Annotated in this window: 23 protein-coding genes; 16 read left to right on the top strand and 7 right to left on the bottom strand. The window is 65.9% G+C overall.

The genetic code is table 11. The features are described 5' to 3' along the window. Positions 1-77 precede the first annotated feature (77 nt). The 9 genes from U5768_RS10565 to U5768_RS10525 all read left to right on the top strand — a co-directional run bounded on the left by U5768_RS10565 (position 78) and on the right by U5768_RS10525 (position 8989). On the top strand, positions 78-1037 hold the full coding sequence (locus U5768_RS10565; protein WP_322030479.1) for a 4-hydroxyproline epimerase: 960 nt from the start codon (positions 78-80) through the stop codon (positions 1035-1037). Continuing rightward, a complete protein-coding gene (locus tag U5768_RS10560; protein ID WP_415913884.1) occupies positions 1037-2206 on the top strand; it encodes an NAD(P)/FAD-dependent oxidoreductase in 1170 nt (389 codons plus the stop codon). Before U5768_RS10565 ends, U5768_RS10560 begins: the two co-directional genes overlap by 1 nt. Beyond that, complete coding sequence (locus U5768_RS10555; RefSeq protein WP_322030328.1) at positions 2199-2474, top strand: 2Fe-2S iron-sulfur cluster-binding protein; 276 nt, start codon at positions 2199-2201, stop codon at positions 2472-2474. The genes U5768_RS10560 and U5768_RS10555 overlap by 8 nt, the downstream gene beginning before the upstream one ends. Next, positions 2471-3739 (top strand): FAD/NAD(P)-binding oxidoreductase, encoded by a 1269-nt coding sequence (locus U5768_RS10550; RefSeq protein ID WP_322030327.1) that lies wholly within the window; start codon positions 2471-2473, stop codon positions 3737-3739. Before U5768_RS10555 ends, U5768_RS10550 begins: the two co-directional genes overlap by 4 nt. An 89-nt stretch (positions 3740-3828) precedes the next feature. Next, entirely contained in the window at positions 3829-4611 is a 783-nt protein-coding gene (locus U5768_RS10545; RefSeq protein WP_322030326.1) for an AraC family transcriptional regulator, read from the top strand. Positions 4612-4779: 168 nt separating this feature from the next. Continuing rightward, on the top strand, positions 4780-5700 hold the full coding sequence (locus U5768_RS10540) for a dihydrodipicolinate synthase family protein (RefSeq protein ID WP_322030325.1): 921 nt from the start codon (positions 4780-4782) through the stop codon (positions 5698-5700). Positions 5701-5788: 88 nt separating this feature from the next. Beyond that, positions 5789-6838 (top strand): Ldh family oxidoreductase, encoded by a 1050-nt coding sequence (locus tag U5768_RS10535; protein ID WP_322030324.1) that lies wholly within the window; start codon positions 5789-5791, stop codon positions 6836-6838. Positions 6839-6926: 88 nt separating this feature from the next. Next, complete coding sequence (locus U5768_RS10530; RefSeq protein WP_322030323.1) at positions 6927-7589, top strand: response regulator; 663 nt, start codon at positions 6927-6929, stop codon at positions 7587-7589. Continuing rightward, entirely contained in the window at positions 7586-8989 is a 1404-nt protein-coding gene (locus tag U5768_RS10525) for an ATP-binding protein (RefSeq protein WP_322030322.1), read from the top strand. The genes U5768_RS10530 and U5768_RS10525 overlap by 4 nt, the downstream gene beginning before the upstream one ends. Positions 8990-9009: 20 nt before the next feature. Here the strand turns inward: U5768_RS10525 and ampC are convergent, their stop codons facing one another. The 5 genes from ampC to U5768_RS10500 all read right to left on the bottom strand — a co-directional run bounded on the left by ampC (position 9010) and on the right by U5768_RS10500 (position 14895). Beyond that, on the bottom strand, positions 9010-10185 hold the full coding sequence (ampC, locus tag U5768_RS10520; RefSeq protein ID WP_322030321.1) for a class C beta-lactamase: 1176 nt from the start codon (positions 10183-10185) through the stop codon (positions 9010-9012). A 179-nt stretch (positions 10186-10364) separates the two neighbouring features. Then, positions 10365-11933, bottom strand: coding sequence for a purine-cytosine permease family protein (locus U5768_RS10515; RefSeq protein ID WP_322030320.1), 1569 nt, complete (start codon positions 11931-11933; stop codon positions 10365-10367). A 160-nt stretch (positions 11934-12093) separates the two neighbouring features. After that, positions 12094-13023 (bottom strand): LysR family transcriptional regulator, encoded by a 930-nt coding sequence (locus U5768_RS10510; RefSeq protein WP_322030319.1) that lies wholly within the window; start codon positions 13021-13023, stop codon positions 12094-12096. 12 nt (positions 13024-13035) lie between these two features. Further along, positions 13036-14472 (bottom strand): NAD(P)/FAD-dependent oxidoreductase, encoded by a 1437-nt coding sequence (locus U5768_RS10505; protein WP_415913876.1) that lies wholly within the window; start codon positions 14470-14472, stop codon positions 13036-13038. 78 nt (positions 14473-14550) lie between these two features. Continuing rightward, positions 14551-14895 (bottom strand): cupin domain-containing protein, encoded by a 345-nt coding sequence (locus tag U5768_RS10500; protein WP_322030317.1) that lies wholly within the window; start codon positions 14893-14895, stop codon positions 14551-14553. Positions 14896-15074: 179 nt separating this feature from the next. Here U5768_RS10500 and U5768_RS10495 point away from each other — a divergent pair, with 179 nt between their 5' ends. From U5768_RS10495 to U5768_RS10470, 6 genes are all read left to right on the top strand, one after another. After that, the gene (locus tag U5768_RS10495; RefSeq protein WP_322030316.1) at positions 15075-15905 is read left to right on the top strand and encodes a helix-turn-helix transcriptional regulator; all 831 of its coding nucleotides are present in this window, start codon (positions 15075-15077) and stop codon (positions 15903-15905) included. Between the two features lie 138 nt (positions 15906-16043). Then, positions 16044-16994 (top strand): agmatinase, encoded by a 951-nt coding sequence (speB, locus tag U5768_RS10490; RefSeq protein WP_322030315.1) that lies wholly within the window; start codon positions 16044-16046, stop codon positions 16992-16994. A gap of 25 nt (positions 16995-17019) precedes the next feature. Further along, positions 17020-18519 (top strand): aldehyde dehydrogenase family protein, encoded by a 1500-nt coding sequence (locus tag U5768_RS10485; RefSeq protein ID WP_322030314.1) that lies wholly within the window; start codon positions 17020-17022, stop codon positions 18517-18519. Between the two features lie 105 nt (positions 18520-18624). Next, positions 18625-19014 carry a DUF2946 domain-containing protein gene (locus U5768_RS10480; RefSeq protein ID WP_322030313.1) on the top strand — a complete coding sequence of 130 codons (390 nt, stop codon included), beginning with the start codon at positions 18625-18627 and terminating at the stop codon, positions 19012-19014. A 106-nt stretch (positions 19015-19120) separates the two neighbouring features. Then, complete coding sequence (locus U5768_RS10475; RefSeq protein WP_322030312.1) at positions 19121-20041, top strand: hypothetical protein; 921 nt, start codon at positions 19121-19123, stop codon at positions 20039-20041. 45 nt (positions 20042-20086) lie between these two features. Next, complete coding sequence (locus U5768_RS10470) at positions 20087-20449, top strand: copper resistance protein CopC (RefSeq protein ID WP_322030311.1); 363 nt, start codon at positions 20087-20089, stop codon at positions 20447-20449. 74 nt (positions 20450-20523) lie between these two features. Here U5768_RS10470 and U5768_RS10465 read toward each other — a convergent pair whose 3' ends face one another. Then, a complete protein-coding gene (locus tag U5768_RS10465) occupies positions 20524-20775 on the bottom strand; it encodes a hypothetical protein (protein ID WP_322030310.1) in 252 nt (83 codons plus the stop codon). A 145-nt stretch (positions 20776-20920) separates the two neighbouring features. Between U5768_RS10465 and U5768_RS10460 the strand changes: the two genes are divergently transcribed. Then, positions 20921-21208 carry a hypothetical protein gene (locus tag U5768_RS10460; protein WP_322030309.1) on the top strand — a complete coding sequence of 96 codons (288 nt, stop codon included), beginning with the start codon at positions 20921-20923 and terminating at the stop codon, positions 21206-21208. 24 nt (positions 21209-21232) lie between these two features. On the opposite strand, the gene U5768_RS10455 is transcribed toward U5768_RS10460, so the two are convergent. Continuing rightward, positions 21233-22621, bottom strand: coding sequence for an MFS transporter (locus U5768_RS10455; RefSeq protein WP_322030308.1), 1389 nt, complete (start codon positions 22619-22621; stop codon positions 21233-21235). Positions 22622-22799 lie beyond the last annotated feature (178 nt).

Here is a 22799-nt window from a genome sequence, read left to right as displayed (position 1 = left end):
ACGCGTGGCGCACTATGCCGAAATCGTCACCGCGCAAGGGCCGTTCGAGCAAGACGGCCCCAATGGGGCGACCTACGATTGTCGGCATGAAAACCCTCACCGTTATCGACTCCCACACGGGCGGCGAACCCACGCGCCTCGTGATCGCAGGCGGCCCCGAGCTTGGCCGCGGCCCGCTCGCCGAACGCCTCGACGTTTTCCGCCGCGAATTCGACCGCGTGCGCGCGGGCGTCGTCAACGAGCCGCGCGGCTCGGACGTGATGGTCGGGGCGCTGCTGTGCGAGCCGCACGACCCGTCCTGCACCGCCGGCGTGATCTTCTTCAACAATGTCGGTTTTCTCGGCATGTGCGGGCACGGCACCATCGGCCTCATCGCGTCGCTCGCGCATCTGGGGCGCATCGCGCCCGGCGTGCATCGCATCGAAACGCCGGTGGGCAACGTGGAAGCCCAACTGCACGCCGATGGCAGCGTCACCGTGCGCAACGTGCCCGCGTATCGCTACCGCCAGGCCGTGCCGCTCGACGTGCCCGGCTACGGCCGCGTGCACGGCGACGTCGCCTGGGGCGGCAACTGGTTCTTCCTCGTCGCCGATCACAACCTCGCGCTCGAAGCGGGCAACGTCGAAGCGCTCACCGAAGCCACGTGGGCCATGCGCCAGGCGCTCGAAGCGAACGGCATCACCGGCGCGGACGGCGCGCTGATCGACCATATCGAACTGTTCGCGCACTCCGACGCCGCGGGCATCGACAGCCGCAATTTCGTACTGTGCCCGGGCAAGGCCTACGACCGCTCGCCGTGCGGCACCGGCACGAGCGCGAAGGTCGCCTGCCTCGCCGCGGACGGCACGCTCGCACCGGGCGCGCAATGGCGGCAGGAGAGCATCATCGGCAGCGTATTCGAGGCGAGCTATGAAACCGCGCCCGAACTCCCCATGGGCCATGTGCGCCCGAGCATTCGCGGCAGCGCGCATATCAGTGCGGAGTCCAAACTGATTTTCGCCGACGACGATCCGTTCGCGTGGGGCATTCCCGCGTGATGCCAGTTTCAAGCGGTCAGCCTGATGTGGTCGCCGATGTGGTCATAATCGGCGCGGGCATCGTGGGCGCGGCATGCGCGCATGAACTCGCGGCGCAAGGGCTGAACGTGCTCGTCATCGAGCGCGCGGGCGTGGGCGGCGGCGTGACGGCCGCCGGCATGGGTCATCTCGTCGTGATGGACGACACGCCCGCCGAATTCGCCCTGAGCGCCTGGTCGCTGGCGCTGTGGCACGCGCTCGCGCCGCGACTCGACGCGCGCCACGCGTTCCTGCGCTGCGGCACGCTCTGGGTCGCCGCCGACGACGAGGAACTGATGCTCGCGCAAACGCGCCAGCAAGCGCTGCAACGCGAGGGCGTAGCGTGCTCGATGCTCGACGCGCGTCAGTTGCGCGAAGCGGAACCGGGGCTGCGCAATGGCCTCGCGGGCGGCATGGTCGTCGACAACGACGCGGTGGTGTACGCGCCCGCCGTCGCGGCATGGTTGCTGGAGCAACCGGTTCGCGGCCGCGTTTCCTGCCGCACGCAAACGCAGGTTGCGCGAATCGACCGCGCGGGTGTGCATCTCGCCGATGGCGAAGTCATCGGCGCTGGCGCGGTCTTGATCGCGAACGGCCTGCAGGCGGTCGATTTGCTGCCGCGCCTGCCGCTGCAGCCCAAGAAAGGGCACCTGCTCATTACCGACCGCTACCCCGGCACGATCCGCCATCAGATTCTCGAACTCGGCTACATCAAGAGCGCGCACAACGCGAGCGGCACCTCGGTCGCGTTCAACGTGCAGCCGCGGCCGACCGGGCAATTGCTGATCGGCTCGTCGCGCCAGTTCGACAGCACGGACCCCGCCGTCGAGCCGGCGATTCTCGCGCGCATGCTGCGCCGCGCCGCCGAATATATGCCGCAATTGCCCACGCTCAACGCGATTCGCGCATGGACGGGCTTTCGCCCCGCGTCGAGCGACGGCATGCCGCTCATCGGCCCCGCCGCCCAGTTCGCCGACGACGACAGCCACCCGTCCACGTGGCTCGCCACCGGACACGAGGGCCTGGGCGTCACCACGGCGCTCGGCACCGCGAAGCTGATTGCCGCGCAGCTGCTGGGACACACCGCCGAAATCGACGCGACGCCCTGGCTCCCCGCGCGCTTCGCTGCCCAGGGGGCCGTGCATGTCTGAACCGAATACGACGTTGATGATCGACGGGCGCAATGTAAGCGTCGCGCCGGGCAGTTCGGTGGCCGCGGCCATTGCGGTTGCTGCCAACGCGGAACACGCCGCGCCTGTCACGCGGCGCTCGGTGAGCGGCGCGCCGCGCGGGCCGTTGTGCGGCATGGGCGTCTGCCAGGAATGCCGCGTCACCATCGACGGCGTGCCGCACCGGCTTGCGTGCCAAACGGTTTGCGCCGAGGGCATGAACGTCGTCACCGGGAATGCAGCGCCATGAAGTTCGATATCCTTATCATCGGCGCCGGGCCAGCGGGTTTGAACGCCGCGCGCATCGCCGCCGAAGCTGGTGCGAGCGTTGGCATCGTTGATGACAATGCGCTGCCAGGCGGCCAGATCTGGCGTCAAGGTCCGGGGCATCGCGCTACGGGCCCTGCGCGCGCGCTGCTCGATGCGCTCGCGGCACGCGCGAACGTCGTGCTGCTGAGCGGCACGCGCATCGTGCAGGCGCTGCCGGGGCGGCAACTGCTTGCCGAAAGCGCGGACCGTGCGCTCACGCTCGCCTACGGCAAACTCATCGTCGCCTCGGGCGCACGCGAGCGCTTCCTGCCCTATCCGGGCTGGACCTTGCCGGGCGTCACGGGCGCGGGCGGCTTGCAGGCGCTCGTCAAAGGCGGCATGCCGGTGCGCGGCGAGCGCGTCGTCGTCGCGGGCAGCGGGCCGTTGCTCTGGGCGGCCGCCGTGACCGCGCGGCAGCATGGCGCGACCATCGCCGCCATTGTCGAACAGGCGCCGCCACAAGCGGTGCGCCGCTTCGCGGCTGGTCTCGTCCACACGCCCGCGAAACTCGCACAGGCGCTGCGCATGCGCTTCGATCTGCGCGCCACGCCTTACTGGTGCGATGCCTACGTGACCGAAGCCAGCGGCGCGACACGCGTGACGCAAGTGCGCGTGCGGCGCGGCGAAAGCGAAGTGCGCGTCGATTGCGACCGGCTCGCGTGCGCCTATGGCCTCGTGCCCAATACGGGCCTCGGCGCGGCGCTGGGGTGCCGGCTCGAAGCGCGGGCGGGCTCGGCCGCCATCGCCGTGAACGAATGGCAACGGACTTCCGCGGAAGCCATCTACGCGGCTGGCGAATGCACGGGCGTGGGCGGCATGGAACTCGCGACGGTGGAAGGACGCATCGCGGCCTACGCCGCGCTTGACGACAACGCGAACGCCCAACGCCTGTTCGCTGAACGCGAACGCTACCGCCAATTCGCGGCGCGCCTGCACGCGGCGTTCGAACTCGCTCCCGCGCTGCGCGCGCTGCCTCAACCCGACACCGTGTTTTGCCGCTGCGAGGACGTCGCGTATCGCGACGTGGCCCGCCACGCTTCATGGCGCGACGCCAGGCTGCAAACGCGCTGCGGCATGGGCCCGTGCCAGGGCAAAATTTGCGGCGAGGCGGCGGCGTTCTGCTTTGGCTGGCCGCAAACCGGCCAGCGCCCGCCGTTCTCGCCCGCGCGCATCGACACGTTGCTGCACGCGGAAACGGTGCAATAACACCGCCCGCTTTTTTGATCGCAGATGCGCGCGCGTGCGTAAATCGGCACAATGATGTCTTCCCGCCGATCCCGCCCCAGCGCCTCGCGATGCCCGAACTGGTTCTTCCCGCCGCCCTCGAAAACGCCACGTTTGCGCAGATAGTCGCGCATTTCGCCATGCTCGAACCGCTGTTCGACGCCATGCCCGACGTGGTGTTCTTCGTGAAGGACGACGAGGCGCGCTACGTGATCGCCAACACCACGCTCGCCGCGCGCTGCGGCTTCAAGGAGAAGCGCGCGCTGCTCGGCAAGACGGCCGAACAGGTGTTTCCCTCGCGCTTCGGCCACAGCTATACGGCGCAGGACCAGGCCGTGGTGCGGCTGGACAGCAGACTCATCGATCAACTGGAACTGCATCTGTACCCGGGGCGGCAACCGGGCTGGTGCCTCACCTCGAAAGTCCCGCTGCACGACGCGCGCGGCCGCGTGCTGGGCGTGGCGGGCATTTCGCGCGACCTGCAGGCCGCCGAAGGCACCCACCCCGCTTACCAGCGGCTCGCGGTGGCCGCGAAGTACATCCAGGACAACTATGCGCAACCGCTCAAGCTCGCGCACCTGGCGAAACTCATCAATATGTCGGTGGCGCAGATCGAGCGCTACTTCCACAAGATCTTTCACCTCACGCCGCGCCAGATGCTGCTGAAAACGCGCCTGGACGCAGCTTCCGTGCTGCTTGCGAGCGACCTGAGCATCACCGACATCGCCACGCAATGCGGCTACAACGATCACAGCGCGTTCACGCGGCAATTCAAGGCCACCGTGGGCGTGACGCCAAGCCAGTATCGCGCGTTGCTGCAAACGCCCGAAAGCGCGCACACGCCGGGCGCGTGACCCGGGCGCGCAGGGTCCAGGGTTCTCCCTGACCCGCACGCGACTATGCAGATTTCGTCTTTCCGAAGCGCGAAAGGCCCCAAGCGCCAATCGTTCTGGACAGCGATACTTCACTCATATTCAACACGTACCGGCGCGAGCCGCTACGCATACAAGGAGTGAGTCACAGTGAGCGCTATCCAGTGGAGCGGGGTATTTCCCGCCGTCAGCACGCAGTTCAAGGCGGACTTCTCGGTCGATATCGACGCCACGCACCGGGTGGTGAGCAATCTCGTCAAGGACGGCGTGTCGGGCCTCGTGGTGTGCGGCACCGTCGGCGAGAATACCTCGCTCGCGACGAAGGAAAAGATCGCCGTGATCGAAGCCGCGCGCGACGCCGCCGGCGGCAAGGTGCCGGTGATCGCAGGCATTGCCGAATTCACCACCGAGTTCGCGCGTCAGACCGTGAAGGAAGCGGCGCGCGTGGGCGTGGACGGCGTGATGGTCATGCCCGCGCTCGTGTATTCGGCCAAGCCGCACGAAACGGCCGCGCATTTCCGCGCCGTGGCGTCGAGCACCGACCTGCCGGTGATGGTCTACAACAACCCGCCGATCTACAAGAACGACGTCACGCCCGACATCCTGATCGCTCTTCAGGATTGCGAAAATATCGTCTGCTTCAAGGATTCGTCGGGCGATACGCGCCGTTTCATCGATCTGCGCAATGCCGTGGGCGAGCGCTTCGTGCTGTTCGCGGGCCTCGACGACGTGGTGGTCGAAAGCGTGGCCGTGGGCGCGCAGGGCTGGGTCTCGGGCATGTCGAACGTGTTTCCCAAGGAGGGCGAAACGCTCTTCCGTCTCGCGAAGCAAAAGCGCTTTGATGAAGCACTTTCGCTCTATCGCTGGTTCATGCCGCTGCTGCATCTCGACGCGCGCCCCGACCTCGTGCAATGCATCAAGCTGTGCGAAGAACTGGTGGGCCGCGGCAGCGCGCTCACGCGTGCCCCGCGCCTGCCGCTCGAAGGCGAAGCGCTCGCGCACGTGAAGGCCGTAGTCGAGAAGGCGCTTGCCACGCGCCCCGCCCTGCCGGACGTCGGTCTCGCCGCGTGAAGCACTAAGCGCGCCTCCCTCGCACGCTTTATTCGAAGCGCCGAAACCGGGCCACGTTGGCCCGGTTTGTCTTTTTACACGGGATGCCATGTCCACCACCGAGACGAACGACACGCCCGCTCCAGTCGTCCTCACACTCGACGAAGTCTTCGCGCTCTCGCGCAACGTGCTGCTGCGGCACGGCATGTCCGAGGCGCACGCCGATGCGATCGCGCGCGTCATTACGCAAGGCCAGCGCGACGAATGCCATTCGCACGGCATCTACCGGCTGCTCGTCTGCGCGCGTTCGCTCAGGAGCGGCAAGGTCGATGCGCGCGCCGAGCCCACACTGCGCGACGTCGCGCCCGGCGTGCTCGCCGTGGATGCGCATTATGGCTTTTCGCTGCTCGCGTTCGAAACCGGCCTGCCCGTGCTCGCGCAGAAAGCGCGCAGCCAGGGCATCGCGGCGATGGCCATCAACCGCTGCTTTCATTTTTCGGCGCTCTGGCCCGAGGTCGAAGCCGTCGCGGCCCAAGGGCTCGTGGGCATCGCCATGAACCCGAGCCATAGCTGGGTCGCGCCGGCGGGCGGCACGCGCGGCGTGTTCGGCACGAATCCGCTCGCGTTCGCGTGGCCGCGCGAAGGCGGCCTGCCGTTCGTGTTCGACTTCGCCACGAGCGCCATCGCTCGCGGCGACATCGAGCTGCATGCGCGCGAAGGCAAGCCCATTCCGCCGCATTGGGCGCTCGACAGCGACGGCGAGCCCACCACGGACGCACGCGCCGCGCTGGAAGGCGCGATGCAAACATTCGGCGGCCACAAGGGCTCGGCGCTCGCGGCCATGATCGAGTTGCTTGCCGGCGCGTTGATCGGCGATCTTACGAGCATGGAGTCGCAGGCCTTCGACGGGGGCGCGGGCGCGAGCCCTTGTCACGGCGAACTCGTCATCGCCGTCGATCCACGGCGCTTTGGCGGCAATAGCGGTGGCGACGGCTACGAAGCCGGTCAGGCGCGCGCGGAACGGCTATTCGCGGCCATCACGGCACAAGGCGCGCGTTTGCCGTCGCAGCGCCGGTTCGAGGCGAGAGAGCGCAGCGAACGCGACGGCGTAAAGGTGCCGCGCGCGCTTTACGACGACGTGCTCAAACTGCTCGACTGATTTCCCGGCCGCTTTCCTGAAATGCCGCTTAAGCCCGCGTTAAGCCGGGATGGGCGACAATGGAAGGCTGAAATTGGGGGAGCGAGCGATGCGCCTGCTGCTGGTGGAAGACGACGAAATGATCGCCGAAACGGTGCTCGACTCGATGCGCCGCGAGGGTCATGCCGTCGACTGGGCGCGCGACGGACGGCAAGCGGAGCTTTCGCTCGACAACGACGTGTACGACCTCGTGCTGCTCGATCTCGGGCTGCCGAAGAAGGATGGTATCGAGGTGCTGGCCGCGTACCGCCGCAAGGGCGGCGAAGCGGCCGTGCTGATCCTCACGGCGCGCGACTCGGTGACGGATCGCATCGCGGGCCTCGACGCGGGTGCCGACGACTACCTGATCAAACCTTTCGACCTCGACGAACTGGCGGCCCGCACGCGCGCCATGCTACGCCGCCGCACGGGCCAGAAGCAGCCCGTCTACACGCACAGCGGTCTCGCGCTCGACCCCGCCGCGCACGAGGTGACGAAAAACGGTGAAAGCGTCGCGCTCGTGCCGCGCGAATTCGCGCTGCTGCGCGTGCTGATCGAACAGCCCGCGCGCGTGTTCACGAAGGCGGAACTCGAAGAGCGCATGTACGGCTGGGGCGAGGAAGTCGGCAGCAACGCGATCGAAGTGCATGTGCATAGCTTGCGCCGCAAGATCGGCACGGAGCAGATCGTGACCGTGCGCGGCGTGGGCTACCGGCTCAAGAGACCCGAATGAATTCGATCCGGCGCCGCCTGCTGGCATGGCTCATCTGCGGATTCGCGGCCGCTTCCCTCGTGGCGGGCTTCGGCATTTTTCATACCGCTCGCGAAGAAGCGGGCGAACTGTTCGACTACGAGCTGCATGCCGTGGCGCTGTCCATGCCCGCGAACCTCGCGATGGCGCGCGCGGTCGAGCCGTCTGGCCCCGGCTTCGACGAGATCGCCGACGACCGCATTCTCATCCAGATCTGGGACCGCGACGGCAAGCTCATTTACCGTTCGCAGGAAACGCCCGTGTTGCCGCGCGAGGCCACGGGCTTTCGCACGATCGAGCATGAGGAAGTGCTTTGGCGCGTGTACGGCATCGCGCAGCCGGAGCGCTTCGTTCAGGTCGCGCAGCCCATTTCCGTGCGCGACGCGCTGGCGCTGCATCTCGCGCTGCATACGCTGTGGCCGCTCGCGCTGCTCGTGCCAGTGGCCATCGTGCTCGTGCTGTTCGTGGTGACGCGCGGGCTCGCGCCCGTGCGCGCGCTGTCGGCGCTGCTCGCTTCGCGCTCGGCGCATGCGCTGGAGCCGTTGCGCCTCGACGGGTCGGTACCCCTCGAACTGCGGCCGCTCGTCGTCGCGCTCAACGATCTGCTGGACCGTTTGAACGCGGCTTCGCAGGCGCAGCGCACTTTCATCGCCGACGCCGCGCACGAGTTGCGCTCGCCGCTCGCCGCGCTCAAGCTGCAATGGCAGGCCGCGCTGCACGACGGCACGCTGAACGGCGAGCCGCGCACGCTCGAGCGCATGCAAACGCGTCTGAACCGCACCATCCGCCTCGTGCAGCAGTTGCTCACGCTCGCGCGCGAAGATGCGCAGGCAAGCGCTCCCGCGACTGTCGTGAGTCTGCGGCGGCTCGGCGAGCAGGCCATCGGCGACTTCTCGCTGCTCGCGGAGGAAAAAGGCATCGATCTGGGTCTGGAGTCGCGCCCGCCCGTGACGCCCGAGTGCATCTGCAACGTGGGCGCCGACGCGCACGGCCTGAACACCTTGCTGAACAACCTGCTCGACAATGCGATCCGCTACACGCCCGCCGGCGGCAAGATCGACCTCGTGCTCACGCGCTCGCAGGAGACGCTCGGCTTCGAAGTTGTCGATAACGGGCCCGGCATTCCCGAAGGCGATCTCGACCGCGTGCTCGACCGCTTCTTTCGCGGCGATCATGCGCAGGGCACGGGCAGCGGGCTCGGCCTTTCGATCGTGGCGCGCATCGCGCAGCGGCAAGGCTTGACGTTCACGCTGCGCAACAACCCGGGCGGCCGCGGGCTCACGGCTGCGGTGAGCGGTCTGCGGCCGCACGACGGGCCTGCGCCCGGTACGACGACCACGACGGCCGCCAGACCCGCGCGGGCGACGAGCGATTCAGCGTGACGTAACGCTTTAGCCGCGCATCATTGCGCGGATTCGCCCTGCTGCACCAGTTCCAGCACGCGATACGCGAACCGCACGCGCGACTCCGTAGGGTGATTGCGGTTGGCGAGAATGACGATGGCCGTCTTGCGGGAAGGCTCGAACGCGAGATAGCCGCCGAAGCCGTTGGTCGCGCCCGTCTTGTCGAGCAACGTATCGGGCTGCGGCGGCAGCGGCGGGACCAGCGCCGTGGCCGGGTTGTCCTCCAGCACCATGAGGTTCGCGTTGCCCTTGACGAGATCGTTCAGGCTTACCGGCTGCGCGTACTGCTCCCACACGAGGTCCTGAACGAACGGGCCCGCGCGGAAATAGCCCACGTGCGTCGCCTCCAGCGCGCGCTGCAGTTCCGGCTCTACTTCGACCTGACCCATGTTCGCTTCGAGAAAGCGCAGCATGTCGCGCGTATCCGATTTCACGCCGTAGGCTTCGTCGGCGAGCACGCCGGGACTCAGCCGCACCGGCGCGTCTTTGCTGTTGTAGCCCTGGGCATAGGCCCCGCGCTCGGCTGCGGGCACGCGAATGAACGTATGCGTGAGTCCCAGCTTCGGGAACAGTGTTTTCTCGACGGCATCGGCGTAACTCATGCCGAGTTGCTGCGCCGTGATGCGCGCGAACATGCCGATGCTCGGGTTCGCATAGGTGCGCTGCGTGCCCGCCTGGTAGCGCGGACGCCACGCCTTGAGCCACGCGGTCAGTTGGGCGTCGTTCGTGACTTCGTCGGGCACCTGCAGCGGGAAACCGCCGCCCGTGTGCGTGCCCAGATTGATGAGCGTTAGCGCGCCGAACGGCGTCCCGCGCATGTCGGGCAACCAGGTGCTCACCGGCGCATCGAGCGCGAGCTTGCCGTTCACCTGCGCGAGGCCCGCGAGCGTGGCGGCGAAGGTCTTGCTCATCGACCCGAGTTCGAAGAGCGTTTCGCTCGTGACGGGCTCGCCCGTTTCCTTCGACGCGACGCCGAAGTTGTAGAACCGCTCCGTGCCGTTCACCGCGACGCCGATCGCGAGACCGGGAATGCCGTTCTCGCGCATGAACGCGAGCGCGGCTTCGCGTATTTCCGCGTCGCCGCTGGTGGCGGTTTCCGCGCTTAAGGCGGGACGAATCAGGGCGACGGCTACGACGAGAACGCCGGCACAGACCCTTACGAATGAACGAACCAAGATCGACTCCTTACGCGGTGCGCAAAGGCGTGATCTTAACCGGCTTCCATTCGAATCCAGAGACCTCGCGCCGTTCGACGTGTCGAAGCATCGCGACATGGTGCGCCAATGCCGGCGCGCGCTGTGTGCGGCGCCGCACACGCGCGGTCGTCCCGGCGGGACGACCCTCATTCACACACTCACTCGGCATACTCCGGGCTGCGCTGAAGCTCGCTCACGCCGCCAGCGGCGCGCCCTTCGCGCGTTCGCGACACATGCACGGGCGTCGCGGCCTGCTTGCGGCCGCCGCCGCGCACGAAGCGGCGCCCTTCCCGGCCATACACCGCGTCGGCTTCGGGGAATATCGTAAGCAGTACGACGTAGATCATGCCGCCCACCGCCAGCGAAACCGGTACGCTCAAGTCGAGCCCGCCGGCCAGCGATCCAAGCGGACCCACGAACTGCCCCGGCAGATTCACGAACGACAGACCGAGGAACGCCGCTGGCAACCAGGCGCCCATCGCGCGCAGATTCCAGCCGTGCGTGAACCAGTAATGCCCGCCGCGGCCGCCGCGATTGAAGATCTGGAGGTCGTCGGCGAGATAGTAGCCGCGGCGGGTGACGAAGCCGATCACCATGATCGCCATCCACGGGCAACTGAACGTGCAGATCAGCGTGGAAAACGTCGAGACGCTTTCCACGAGATTGAACGCGAAGCGCCCCACGAAAATGAAGCCGATGGCGAGCGTACCGATCAGCATGGTCGCGCGCACGCGGTTAAGCAGCCGGGGGAACATGCTGGACATGTCGAGGCCGGTGCCGTAGAGCGCGGTGGTGCCGGTGGACATGCCGCCGATGATCGCAATGAGACACGTAGGCAGCAGGAACCAGCGCGGCGACACGGCCAGCAGTCCGCCCACGTAATCGTTCGAGGCGATGTAGCTGGGCGCCTTCGTCGCGATGAGCGTGGCCGTGACGAGGCCGAAGAAGAACGGCACGAACGTCGCGATTTGCGCGGCGAATACGGCGCCCATCACGCGGCGGCGCGGCGTGTGCTGCGGAATGTAGCGCGCCCAGTCGCCCAGCGTGGAGGCGAACGAGACCGGGTTGCTCAAGGCCACGAGGACGGCGCTCACGAACGCCACCCAGAAGCCCGCGCCGCCTTCGTGCAGCGTGCCCGCGTAACCCGGGTCGAACGCGCCGGCAAACGCGAAGGCGCCCACCACGAACATGAGGCTCGCCGCCCACACGGCAATCTTGTTCACCCACAGCATGAAACGAAAACCGTAGATGCACACCACCACCACGAGCACCGCGAACACCATATAGGCGCCGCCGAGCGTCCACGTATTGACCGGCACGCCGACCATGTCGTGCGCGCCGCCCACGAGCGCGTCGCCCGAACTCCACACGGCCAGCGCGAAGAACGCGATGGACGTGAGCAGCGCGAGGAACGAGCCGACAATGCGCCCATGTATGCCGAAGTGCGCGCCCGACGAAACCGGATCGCTGGTGCCGTTGCGCGGACCGAACAGACTCATCGGCGCGAGAATGCACGTGCCCGCGAGCACGCCGAGCACGATGGACCACAGACCTGCCTTGAACGAAAGGCCCACGAGCACCGGAAAACTGCCCAGCACCGACGTGGAGAAGGTATTGCAGCCGCCGAACAGCAGCCGGAAAAGATCGATGGGCCGCGCATAGCGCGATGCATCGGGAATGCGTTCGAAACCGAATGTTTCGATCTGCGTAATGCTGTTATCGCTCATTGTCTCGCTCCTTGCAGCGCCGATCCGGTTGTTTGTGCAAACCGCCGGTCAACGCACTTTCAATGTCTCTCGCCCACTGTAATCGATCGATGCGGGCTATTTATTCTGCATTCCATACGTTCACATCATGCGCAACCGATGTATGGCGCGCACCGCTTCTTTATTCGGCCAGCGATTCGGGCACGGCGGCATGCTGGCCATAAACGTTGAGCAGATCGTCGCAAAACGCGCGCACGATGGGCTTTTCCGCGGCGCTGCGCTTGACGGCCAGATGCATCGGCACGTCGAAGCCGAACGTCGTGCGCCCGAGCGCCCGGATGAGGCCGCGCTGTTCGAACGGCTCGGCATGATGCGCGGGCAGATAGCCGATGTGGCTGCCCGAGAGGATCAGGACCGTGGCCGCATCGATGCTGTCTGCAATCGCCGTCACCTGCCGGTCGCCGATACCCGCAAGCTCTTCCGGTATCGGATAGCTGCGCCAGACCCAGTCGTGCTCGCGCAGGCCGTCGACGTTGACGTGCGGCGCGCCATGGAAAAGCGCGTGCCCGCGTCCGCAGCACAACACCTGGCGCTCGCTGAACAGTTCGGTGTAGTCGAGGCCCGCCACGCGATGCCAGAAGTAACCAATCGCAATGTCGAGCTGATTGTTGACGAGACTTTCTTCGAGTTCCTGCGGCGCGGCCACCTTCATCGTGAAGCGCACGGCCTGATCGCGTTTTCGAAACACGCCGATCGCTTCGGCGAGACGCGCGTTTTCGACATGCGAAGCCTGCCCGATCAGGCCAATGCCGAGCGTGCCGACGAGCTTGCGGTCGATATCGCGCACGCGCGCGACGAAATCGGTTGTGGCCGCAACGAGCGCGCGCGCCGAAGGCACGAAGCGTTCGCCCTTCGAGGTGAGGCGAAAGCCGCCGCGCCCGCGCTCGCAGAGCTTGAAGCCCACGCGGGCTTCGAGCGCCGAAAGCTGCGTGCTGATGGTGGACTGGCGCACGCCCAGCGTGGCTTCGGCGGCCGTGATGCCGCGCGCGTCCACCACGGCGAGAAACACGCGGATGAGCCGCAGGTCGAGATCGGAGGTATTGGAGAACATGCCGCTCATCGCTCACATGGGAAAGCCCATTGCCTTGATACCCTTGATCCACGCGCGCTTCCAGCCGCCTTCGGCATCGGCGCCGTCGAATGCGTGGAACGTGACCTTGGCGGCCAGCCAGCGCACGGGTTCCGGCGGGATATAAGTCGGGCTCTGCCTGGCGATATCGAGCGTGCGCTCGGGGCTCGCGCGATCGAACAGGATGTTCAGGCCCATGAAGGCGCCGAAGCGGCTCGCCGCCACGCCGAAGCCCGTGTAGCCCGCCACGAACACGGCTTTGCCGTTCAGATAGCGCTTCGCGAACACGGAGCCGCGCGAGCAGTAGTCGATCGGACCGCCCCACGCGTGCGAGAAGCGCACGTCGGCAAGCTGCGGGAACGTGCGGTAAAACGCCTGCGCGAGCCGATAGTAGGTTTCGGCCTTTTCGTCCTGCGGCGGATTCGGATCGCCGTCGAAGTGATAGCTCACGAGACCGCCGAAGATAATGTTGTTGTTCTTCGTGAGGCGGAAGTAATTGAGCTGCGTGCGCGTGTCGTAAATACCCTGGCGATTTTTCCAGCCGATGCGCGCAAGCTGCTCGTCGGTCAGCGGTTCGGTGGCGAGCACATGGTCGCGCACCTGGAGCACGCGGCGGTTGATGTCAGGAATGCCAACCTTTGCCGTCCCGCTGCCGAACACCACGCGCGGCGCGCGCACGCTGCCCTCGGGCGTCTTCACGTACACGGTCTGGCCTTCGTCGATCACGTCGATCAGCGCGGTGTGCTCGTAGAGCTTCACGCCCAGCGCGAGCGCCGCGCGCTTGAGCCCCCATGCGAGCTTGGCCGGATGCACGATGCCGCTGCGATTGCGCGACCACAGCGCGCCTGCGAACAACGGCGAATCCAGTTGCTCGCGCGTCGCTTCGCCGTCGAGCAGCACGACGTCGTGCCCGTAGCGTTTGTGAAGGTCGTAATCGCCGCGCAACAGCTCGATATGCCCGGGATCGACCGCCACGGTCATCTCGCCGTTCCACTCGACATCGGCGTCGATGCCGTAACGCTTGAGCGTGGCCTCGAAGCCGTCGAGATTGTGATGGCCGAATTCTTCGAGCTGCGCAATGTCGTTGGGGAATACCCGCACCGCATTGGGCAAGCCGTGCATGACCGAAGTCGAGATGATGCCGCCCGCGCGGCCCGACGCGCCATGCGCGACCTTGCCCGCCTCGATCAGCACGACGTTCAGATGCGGCATCTGCTCCTTGGCCTGCACCGCGGCCCAGAGCCCGGTAAAGCCGCCGCCGACGATCAGCAGGTCGGCCTCGACATTCGCAGTGAGTTTGGGTTCGGTCGGCGGTTCGGCGGGGTTATCGAGCCAGTACGGGAAGAACCGCGTGCGCGAAAGCGCCTCCTGCACGCTGAGCGTGACGGGCGGGCGCGACTCGACTTCAATTTCTGCAGGGGTACTCATCATTGCCTTCACTGCATGGATCGGGATAAAGGATCGGGATGAAGCGAGCCGCCTCGCGCGGGAGCCGGCTCGCCTGGGTCCTCAGGCCTGTTCGAGCACGACGTAGAACTTCTTCGCGTCCTCGATGGTTTCCCAGCGGCCCGCAAAGCCGGCGGGCAGGAGATAGCCCTCGCCTGCCGCGAATTCCTTGCGGCCGCCGTTCGCATCGGTCAGGGCGATCTTGCCTTCCACGAGCCACACGGCTTCGTCGGCGGTCGTGGCCGGAAAGTCCACCGCGCCGACCTTGCCTTCCCACCAGCCGATCACGTAGTTGTTGTTCTTGCCCACCGTGGCGCGCCAGTCGCTTTCGTCCATGCCGTATTCCAGCTTGGTGAATTCGCCGATGCCGGCGCCCAGCGGCACGATGTCCTGAATCAGTTTGCTCATTTGCGTTGCTTCCGGTTGATTGAGTAACGCCAAAGTTACCGACTGGCGCGGCCGCGGTATGCCCCCCCTCAGGGGGGACAAGCGGTGTTTTGTTAGCCGGCTCAGGCATGGGTTTCCCGCATTTTTGGCGGCGAATACCCATCGGCTATAATCGATTGGCCATCACGAAGGGGCGCGCCATGCTGCTCAACGTACCCCCGCTCAACCGCGATCAACCGAACTTTCCGCTCTCGTTCAAGACCCTCGGCAATGTGATCGAGGCCGTCGGCACGCCTGACTTCGTGCCGCGTCTCACGCTGCTGGTGAACGAGGTGGTGCCCGTCAACGTCGTGCATATCGAGCGTTCGCGCGCGGACAGCACGATGCCGACCGGCTATCGCTGCGAATGGATCGGCAGTGGCGGGGTCGGAATCGATTCCGGCGCGATTTCGGACGTGATGACGCTTTATTACGACCGCTTCTACGAAAGCGACCCGCTTTTCGCGGGCATTCGCGGCAAGCTCGGCACGATGCTCGTGGTGCGCGACATCGGCGCGATACCGCCGGGCGAATTCCGCCAGCGTCTTTTCGACGAAGCCCGCATTGCCCACGAATGCGTCCTCGCACGCGGCACGCGCCACGCGCAAGATTCCATCGCGCTCGAACGCGGGCTGCGCGAACCGCCGTTTACGCTCGTGGAAATGAACCGTTTTCGCAGCGTGAGCGAGTTTCTGTTTCCGCTGCTCGAATTGCACGCCTCCACGAGCGCGGCCCGGCGCATTGCCCACGCGGCGCCGTTCATGCATCCGCTCGCGCAGTTCGATGCGCGCATTGCGGCAGACAACGTGCGCCTTTCCAAACGCGAATACGAAACCTGCGCGCATCTCATCACGGGCAAGACCGTGCCCGAAGCCGCGCAGATTCAGGGCGTGCAGGTAGCGACCGCCGAGTCGTACGTGAAGCGCGCCTTCGCGAAGCTGGGCGTGCGCACCAAGCGCGAACTGATCGCGTGGGGCCACGCCGCGGTTTAAGCCTGTCGCTCACCCGCTCAGGAGCGCGCATACATCGATTTCCATCGATGTAAACATTCCAACTTCAATATTTGGCCGCGCGGCATCTCCCCTACCATCGCCCGATCGATTTGACTCTAACGATCGGAGACACACCACATGGAGCGCCAGTTCAACCAGCCGCAAGGCGGCAACGAGATGCCCCGATTCGGCGGCATCGCCACCATGATGCGCCTGCCGCAAGCCGAAACCACCGAGGGACTCGACGCCTGCTTCGTGGGCGTGCCGCTCGATATCGGCACTTCCAACCGCTCCGGCGCGCGCTTCGGGCCGCGCCAGATCCGTTCAGAATCGGTGCTGCTGCGGCCGTACAACATGGCCACGCGCGCCGCGCCGTTCGATTCGCTGCAAGTGGCCGATATCGGCGACGTCGCAACGAATCCTTATGACCTGAAGGATTCGATTCGTCTGATCGAAGCCGCGTACGACCGCATCGTCGAAACCGGCTGCCGCCCGATCACGCTCGGCGGCGACCACACGATCGCATGGCCGATCCTGCGCTCGTTGCACAAGAAATACGGCAAGGTCGCCGTCGTCCATATCGACGCGCACGCGGACGTGAACGACACCATGTTCGGCGAAAAAATCGCGCACGGCACGCCGTTTCGCCGCGCCGTGGAAGACGGTCTACTGCAATGCGACAAGGTCACGCAAATCGGCCTGCGCGGCACCGGCTATCACGCAGAAGATTTCGACTGGTGCCGCAAGCAGGGTTTCACCGTGGTACAGGCCGAAGCCTGCTGGAACCGCTCGCTCGCGCCGCTCATGGAAGAAGTGCGCGCACGCGTGGGCAATACGCCCGTGTACCTGAGCTTCGATATCGACGGGCTCGATCCCGCGTTCGCACCCGGCACCGGCACGCCCGAGGTGGGCGGGCTCACCGTGCAGCAGGGCCTCGAAATCGTGCGCGGCATGAAGGGGCTCAACGTGGTGGGCGCCGATCTCGTCGAAGTCTCGCCCCCATACGACCAGGCGGGCACCACCGCGCTCGTGGGCGCGAATCTCGCATTCGAAATGCTTTGCATCATGCCCGGCGTGGCTTACCGCTAGAACCTGGGAAGCAAGGAGAAACATCATGGCTACGGATAACCGGCGTCAAATCGCCGAACGCGAGATCGACGGCGAGGCCTTTGTGCTGCCCGCCGCGTTGATTGCGGGCGCAACCTTCTGCGCCGCGGAAAAGGAAGTGTGCACGCGCATCTGCAATGCAGCCACGGGCGAAACGATCGGATGGCAGGAGCACGCCACGGCCGAAATGGTCGATCGCGCCGTACACGCCGCACACGATGCGCTCATCGCCTGGCGGCACACGACGCCCGCCGCGCGCGGCAAACTGCTGCGCAAGATCGCCGAATTGCTGGAAGCCGACCGCGCGCGCCTTGGCGCCATGCAGATGCAGGTGAGCGGCAAGCCGCCGTTCGAAGCGGACCTCGACGTGAGCGACGCCATCGCCACATTCGGCTACTACGCGGGACTGTGCGAAGACGCGTCGGTGTTCGCCGCCGAACCCGTCGAGCTGCCGGACGACGCGCTCTTTGCCGAACGCCTGCACGAACCGGTTGGCGTGGCGGCGCTCATCGTGCCGTGGAATTTCCCCATGGTCACGACCGCATGGAAACTCGCGCCCGCGCTGGCCGCGGGCTGCACGGTCGTCATCAAGCCTTCGGAACTCACCTCGCCCACCGAGCACATGCTCGCGCAGATCGTAAGCGAAGCCGGCGTGCCCGACGGCGTGGTGAACGTGGTCAACGGCGGCGGCGAAGTCGGCGCATGGCTCACGGCGCATCCGCTCGTCGACAAGATTTCTTTCACGGGCAGCACGGGCTCGGGCCGCAAGGTCATGCAGGCCGCCGCGCAGGACATGAAGCGCCTCACGCTCGAACTGGGCGGCAAGTCCGCGCTCATCGTGCGCGAAGACGCCGACGTGGCGCAGGCCGTTTCGCTCGCGGTGGGCGGCGCGTTCGCCAACGCCGGGCAAATGTGCTCGGCCACGTCGCGCATACTCGTGCACGACGACGTGTATCGCAAGTTCATGGCCGCGTTCGAAACCGCGGTGCGCGCCGTCGTCGTCGCGCCGCCCCAGGGCGCGGACGCGGCGATGGGGCCGCTCATCAGCGCCGCACAGCACGCGCGCGTGGCCGCGCTCGTGGCGCAGGGCGTGGAAGCGGGCGCGCAGATTGCGTTCGCGGGCCAGCTCGATCCCGCATGCGCCGACGGCTTTTTCATGGCGCCCATCGTCATTGCGGAACCGGCGGCGGACAATGTGCTGTGGACCGACGAAATCTTCGGCCCTGTGGCCTGCGTGAAATCGTTCCGTTCGGACGACGAAGCAATCGCGCTCGCCAACGACACGCGCTACGGACTGGTCGCCACGGTCGTAACGAGCGACGAAAAAGCCGCGCGACGTTACAAGACGCAGCTTCGCGCCGGGCTCGTGTGGGTCAATACTCCGCAACTGATCTTTCCGCAGGTATGCTGGGGCGGCTTCGGCCTGAGCGGCATCGGCCGCGAGCTGGGCGTCGCGGGATTGCGCAGCTACCAGGAATTGCGTCATACGGTCGGCTTACGCGGCTGATCGCCTGTTATCCGCTGTTGATATCCGCTGTAGAGGCGCGCGGCGAAGCTTAGGGCTCGCGTGGCATAATCCACGCAATATTTCCGCCACTTTCCGCTTTTCGCCGTGCGCCGATTCCATCTCAGGCTGGGCAGTCTATTGGGGACGTTCGCGCTCCTCATGGCAACGCTCGCACCTGTGGTTTCGCATCTGCTAGCCGCCCAGGCCATGCAGATGACGCCCGGCACGGTGGAACGCGCGCCCTGCGGCATGCCTTCGATGGCGCGTCACGTTCACGGCGTAAGCGGCACAGCAAACACGCACGCAACGCCGGGCGACATGCAGGACTGCGGCTATTGCAGCTTCTTCGCGCACCTGCCCGCCGTCTCCGGCGTACCCGTGGCTCTCTTTGTCGTCGGCCGGCTCGTGCAGGCGCGCATCGAGGCGCGGTTCGAAAGCGTTCGCCTCGTCGCGCCCGCGAGCCACATCCACGCACGCGCCCCACCCCTGTCCTGACCCGATCGATCTTGCCAATCCCGGACGATACGCCCCGCGTGTCGCCGGGCCTGTACGCGCGCCGCTTCGGCTCGCGCGCGTGCCTCGTTCTCCGACAGGACAACCCATGTCTGACCAATCGCCGTCCAGCCACGCCGCGCCGGGCGTGCCTGCACGCACTCGCGCGCTGAACCGCATCGCCGCTCCTGTAATCGGCTGCGCGCTGCTGCTCGGGCCATGCGCGGCCCATGCGCACGCCATCGCGGGCGACCGCGTATTTCCCTCCACGCTTTCCGTCGACGACCCCGGCGTAGGCGACGAAGCCAACCTCGAATTCGGACACCAGCGCGTGCCCGGCGACGCCGGCGACCAGAGCATCAACACCTTCAGCTTCGAATACGACAAGCTCATCACGCCGAGGCTGGCGTTCTCGGTAGACGGCGGCTACGTCATGCAGAACAACCCGACCGCGCGCGGCTTCGACAACTTCGGCGTGGGCCTGAAGTATCTGCTCTACGTGAACGACGCGCACGAATTCATGACGTCGGTGGGCGTGGACGCCGAACTCGGCGGCACGGGCAGCCGCGCGATCGCCGACAACTTCTCCACGATCTCGCCCACCATCTTCGCGGGCAAGGGCATGGGCGACCTGCCGGACTCGCTCGCGTGGCTGCGGCCCATCGCCATCACCGGCGAAGCGGGACCGTCGTTCACGACCGGCAGCGGCCAGCCGAATTCGTTCGACTACGGCTTCACGTTCCAGTACAGCCTGCCCTATCTGCAACAGCACGTTCACGATCTCGGCTTGCCGCAGCCGTTTTCGAGCCTCATCCCGCTGGTCGAAGTGCCTCTCTCGCGCAGCCAGGGGCAAACGACCGGCACCGTCAATCCCGGCTTCATCTGGATGAACCGCTACGGCCAGCTCGGCATCGAAGCGCAGATACCGATCAACCGCGCAAGCGGCTCGCACGTCGGCATCCTCGCGCAGGTGCACATCTTCTTCGACGATGTCGCGCCGCGCACGATCGGCAAGCCGCTTTTCCAGTAAGCCCGCGTATTCACGCGGACACACACGACACACAGGAATATCGCCATGAAACTCGCTACTTTGCGCACGGCTGTCGCCACGGCGGCGCTGCTGGCCGCCCATCTCGCATGGGCCCATGCTTATCCGACGCATCAGGAACCGCCCGCGGGATCGACCGCGCCCGCCACGCTCAACGCCGTCGTCATCGACTTCGACGATGGGCTCGAACCCGCGTTCAGTTCCATCGACGTGACGAACGCGCAGGGCAAGTCCGTGATTCGCGAGAAAGCCAGAGTCGATGCGAACAACAGCAAGCGCATGTCGGTCGCGCTCAATGCATTGACGCCGGGGAAGTATTCGGTGGTATGGGTTGCCGTGGCCGCCGATGGGCATCGCACGACCGGACATTACGCGTTCGATGTGAAGTGAACGCGTAAAGATGAAACGAGGCCATGCGCTCGCGTGCATGGCCTCATTCGTGATTGTTCAAACGGGGCGCGTACTTACTGCGGCGCGGTTGCAGCAAACGCTTCGGGCGAACCGTTCAACGCGTCGTACAGTTCCGCGACGGGCGAGTCGCCAATTTCATTGTGGATATACGCGGTGAACGCGCGATCGTAAAGCGCGCGCCCGGCGTCGGTTTCCATTGTCATGTCGAAACCGTTGAGAACCAGACCGGCGATCTCGTCGGCTTCGAGCAGGATGTGTTCAGCTTTCTTTCGTTCCATGGTGGTGCTCCGGTGCAGCAGGATCATGGAATTTTAGGGGCAATGGCGTGGAAATGCAGAAAGAAAAAACGGGGACGATCCGGTTCTGGTTTTCGGTCAAGGCACAACCGGTATTGACTCCATGTGCAAGCTCGGGCGTGGTACGGTGAGACCTCTTCGGGAGGCACGTTCCATGCGTCTAAATTTTTCTTCTGCTTTTCTCCTCGCTATTGCAATGGCAAGTTCGCTTGCCGCCTGCGCGAATTCCTCGTCAACGGCTTCTTCCACTGCGTCATCGATTCAGCCTGGCGCCGACCGCGATGCGCACGGGTGCATCGGTTCGGCCGGCTATTCGTGGTGCGCAGCCACGCAGCGCTGCGAACGGCCCTGGGAACTGGCAAAACAGAAGGGCTTTGCCGTATCCCAGGAACAGTTCGCACGCTATTGTTCGAGCGGGTCTGGCAACGGGTCTGACAATTAAGGCGCTCGCCAAGAGCAAGCGCAGTCAAAAGGCCGCGTGACTGTCGGGCTGCTTGATCGCTTCTTCCTGCGGGTCCGGCGCGGACACGGCCTCCAGCGTCTGCCCGCTCGCCTCGACGCGAAGGAACAGCAACGCGACGCACAGCGCCACCAGCACGCACGCGACCATCGCTACCACACCCGACACGCCAAAGCGCGAATAAAGCAGCACCGCCAGATAAGGCGTGCACATCGACGCAGCGCGCCCGCATGTGCCCGCCACGCCGGTGCCGCGAAGACGATGCGTGGTCGGAAACAACTCGGGGATATAGACGAACAAACCGATCGTGCAAACGGTGTAGAGCGCGGTCACCAGCGCGAATCCCATCACGGAGATAGCGGCGGGATCGCGCATCTGCACGTAGAAGTATCCGAGCACGATGGAGACCAGCGCTCCGGCGATCAATGCCCTGCGGCGGCCAAGGCGATCGGCAATGGCAAAGCCCACCACGGCGCCCGCCGGTGCGCCAAACGACATGAGGAACACGAACCCGAGCGAACGCGTGATGCTCAGCCCTTCATTGACGAAGAACGCGGGCAGCCATGCCACGAAACCATAAAGGGAAACGTTCACGGCGATGGCGGTGAGCGCCGCCACGAAGGTTCGGCCTTTCATGCCGGCGGCAAAGAGCGCGGAAAACGGCGCGGCAGTCGTCTCGTGGCTCATGACACGGGCCACAGGCGGCAGCGCGCCGCCGTTGTGCCGCTCGACCTCCTGTTCGATGGCGGAAACCGTCCGCTCGGCTTCCTCCAGCCGGCCCACGGTTTCCAGCCAGCGCGGCGACTCCGGCATGCGATGACGCAGCGCCCAAACGACGATCGCGCCTACGCCCGCAATCGCGAACATATAACGCCAGCCGAGATGAGGAATGACCCAGTAGCCCACGGCGGTGGCCGCGAGCAGCCCCGAATTGGTGATGAGCGCGAGCAGCGACGTCCAGCGCCCGCGGCTGCCCGGCGGCACGAATTCGCACAGCGTGCCGGCCGCGACCACCAGTTCGGCGCCGAGGCCGACGCCCATGATGAAGCGCAGCAGGATCAGCCATTCGATATTCGGCGCGAACGCGGCAATGAACGACGCACCGCCGAAAATCGCGAGGTTGGCCTGGTACGAGAAGCGGCGCCCGAAGCGGTCGCCCAGGTAGCCCGAAAGACCCGCGCCGATCATCATGCCAAGGAATGTAGCGGACAGAAAGAACGAGCCGACGCGCAAATCGGCGAAGCCGGTCTTGACCATCGCCGCCAATGCGCCATTGGCGAGATAGATGTCGAAGGCATCGAGAAACGCGCCCGCGCTGATCAGGCCCAGTATCTTCCAGTGGAACCGGCCGATAGGTAGCCTGTCGAGGCGGGCGCCGGAATTGACGATTGCCATGCTGTCTCCTGTATTGGATCTGGCGGGCCGCAAAGCGGGTCGATGCGTTTCGCATCGCGCGCGGGACGCATCGCTTTGCGCAGCCGGAATTGGCTGCCAGACTGCGCGCAATACAGGGAGAGGGGAATTCGTTTTTCTGGAACAGGGAATTTCAGCGAGACTAACTGCCGCCCGATTC

The organism is Paraburkholderia sp. J76, from assembly GCF_905220295.1.
Classification (GTDB): Bacteria; Pseudomonadota; Gammaproteobacteria; order Burkholderiales; family Burkholderiaceae; genus Paraburkholderia.
The sequence above is the reverse complement of the archived record's forward strand: the minus strand, read 5'-3'. Positions and strand labels throughout refer to the sequence as shown.

What these genes read in the sequence shown, in the direction of transcription:
- U5768_RS10560 (WP_415913884.1), top strand. Translation starts at nt 1,037, where the DNA reads ATGCCAGTTTCAAGCGGTCAGCCTGATGTGGTCGCCGATGTGGTCATA.
- U5768_RS10555 (WP_322030328.1), top strand. Translation starts at nt 2,199, where the DNA reads ATGTCTGAACCGAATACGACGTTGATGATCGACGGGCGCAATGTAAGC.
- U5768_RS10550 (WP_322030327.1), top strand. Translation starts at nt 2,471, where the DNA reads ATGAAGTTCGATATCCTTATCATCGGCGCCGGGCCAGCGGGTTTGAAC.
- U5768_RS10545 (WP_322030326.1), top strand. Translation starts at nt 3,829, where the DNA reads ATGCCCGAACTGGTTCTTCCCGCCGCCCTCGAAAACGCCACGTTTGCG.
- U5768_RS10535 (WP_322030324.1), top strand. Translation starts at nt 5,789, where the DNA reads ATGTCCACCACCGAGACGAACGACACGCCCGCTCCAGTCGTCCTCACA.
- U5768_RS10530 (WP_322030323.1), top strand. Translation starts at nt 6,927, where the DNA reads ATGCGCCTGCTGCTGGTGGAAGACGACGAAATGATCGCCGAAACGGTG.
- U5768_RS10525 (WP_322030322.1), top strand. Translation starts at nt 7,586, where the DNA reads ATGAATTCGATCCGGCGCCGCCTGCTGGCATGGCTCATCTGCGGATTC.
- U5768_RS10515 (WP_322030320.1), bottom strand. Translation starts at nt 11,933, where the DNA reads ATGAGCGATAACAGCATTACGCAGATCGAAACATTCGGTTTCGAACGC.
- U5768_RS10510 (WP_322030319.1), bottom strand. Translation starts at nt 13,023, where the DNA reads ATGTTCTCCAATACCTCCGATCTCGACCTGCGGCTCATCCGCGTGTTT.
- U5768_RS10505 (WP_415913876.1), bottom strand. Translation starts at nt 14,472, where the DNA reads ATGATGAGTACCCCTGCAGAAATTGAAGTCGAGTCGCGCCCGCCCGTC.
- U5768_RS10500 (WP_322030317.1), bottom strand. Translation starts at nt 14,895, where the DNA reads ATGAGCAAACTGATTCAGGACATCGTGCCGCTGGGCGCCGGCATCGGC.
- U5768_RS10495 (WP_322030316.1), top strand. Translation starts at nt 15,075, where the DNA reads ATGCTGCTCAACGTACCCCCGCTCAACCGCGATCAACCGAACTTTCCG.
- speB (WP_322030315.1), top strand. Translation starts at nt 16,044, where the DNA reads ATGGAGCGCCAGTTCAACCAGCCGCAAGGCGGCAACGAGATGCCCCGA.
- U5768_RS10485 (WP_322030314.1), top strand. Translation starts at nt 17,020, where the DNA reads ATGGCTACGGATAACCGGCGTCAAATCGCCGAACGCGAGATCGACGGC.
- U5768_RS10475 (WP_322030312.1), top strand. Translation starts at nt 19,121, where the DNA reads ATGTCTGACCAATCGCCGTCCAGCCACGCCGCGCCGGGCGTGCCTGCA.
- U5768_RS10470 (WP_322030311.1), top strand. Translation starts at nt 20,087, where the DNA reads ATGAAACTCGCTACTTTGCGCACGGCTGTCGCCACGGCGGCGCTGCTG.
- U5768_RS10465 (WP_322030310.1), bottom strand. Translation starts at nt 20,775, where the DNA reads ATGATCCTGCTGCACCGGAGCACCACCATGGAACGAAAGAAAGCTGAA.
- U5768_RS10460 (WP_322030309.1), top strand. Translation starts at nt 20,921, where the DNA reads ATGCGTCTAAATTTTTCTTCTGCTTTTCTCCTCGCTATTGCAATGGCA.
- U5768_RS10455 (WP_322030308.1), bottom strand. Translation starts at nt 22,621, where the DNA reads ATGGCAATCGTCAATTCCGGCGCCCGCCTCGACAGGCTACCTATCGGC.